The sequence below is a fragment of the Vibrio sp. 1557 genome (assembly GCF_033340175.1).
Taxonomy (GTDB): Bacteria; Pseudomonadota; Gammaproteobacteria; order Enterobacterales; family Vibrionaceae; genus Vibrio; species Vibrio alginolyticus.
The window spans coordinates 1-1086 of record NZ_JAWOVZ010000258.1; the positions used below are offsets into that span (position 1 = coordinate 1).

Sequence of the window (1086 nt, forward strand, 5' to 3'; positions counted from 1 at the left end):
CGAGTAGTCAGTCAGTGTCAGTAGTGGATCTTCCATGCCGTACGCATTGAGGTCCCCCATCAGCAACACATCGCCTTTCACGTCTTTCAACGCTTCACCCACTGCGTGCGCAGCAGAAACGCGGAAGTTGTTACAGTTGCCTTGCAGATCCGTAGGCTCCGAGTCTTCTACGCCAGCGATCCACTCTTCAATACATTCAGAACCTTTCGATTTGAAGTGGTTAACGACGATAGAAAGATCTTCACCGCTCTCTTGTACCGTGAAGGTTTGCAACAAGCTGTGGCGTTGGTATTTGTCGTACGCAGGGTTGCTCTCAGCACCATCTTTACGAGTAATGGTGTTTTCGGCAATGTGCTGCTCTGGCGTGAAGATCACTTTCGCCGCTTCTTTTGGCGTGACCACTTTCGCGCGGTACAAGATAGCAACCATGATAGCATCGCTTCCGAAGTACTCTTCTTGGTACTTGTCTTTATCTGCGATTTCAACGTAAGTGTAATGATCGTCTGCGTCATCGATTTCTGCATTCAATGCATCCACCAAGTTTTGCACAGCACTGCCATCACCGAAGCCGTTATTTTCCACTTCCATCAAACCAATGATGTCAGCATCCATCTTATTCATCGCAGACACGATCTTCGCTTGTTGGATCAAGAACTCATCATGGTTCGTCGCGCCACGGTTTTGGCCTGTCGGGTTGTTGTTTCCGCTGTCTGCAACCGAAGTGAAGTAGTTAAGCACGTTAAAGCTTGCAACGCGTAAATCCGACTCTGCGATAGCTGGCGCCGCTTTACGCTCTACATCAAAACCATCACCCGCTGCCACAAAGTTAGTGTTGTTTACATCGTTCGTCGCGATCAGACGGTATTCGTTGTAGCTGTAATTCACTACGCCCTGTAAACCTTCAACGCGCGAACCTAAGCGAATGTGCTGTTCAGATGAACCGTCTTGATCCAAATCTTGACCAAACTCAGGGTAGTAAGGAATTTTGCCGTTCGGTGCTTTGGCATCAGATTCTAGGAAAACTCGATTCTCTGAATTTGGTTTTGCTAGGGGGACGGCTTTTGCCTGGTCTCTTCCGGGAGGCTA

The 1086-nt window shown here is 48.6% G+C and carries 1 pseudogene; it reads right to left on the minus strand.

Annotated features, from left to right (window positions below):
* Window positions 1-1059 (minus strand): annotated as a pseudogene (locus tag R7070_RS26330) (ExeM/NucH family extracellular endonuclease); the annotation flags it as partial.
* Between the last annotated feature and the right edge of the window lie 27 nt (window positions 1060-1086).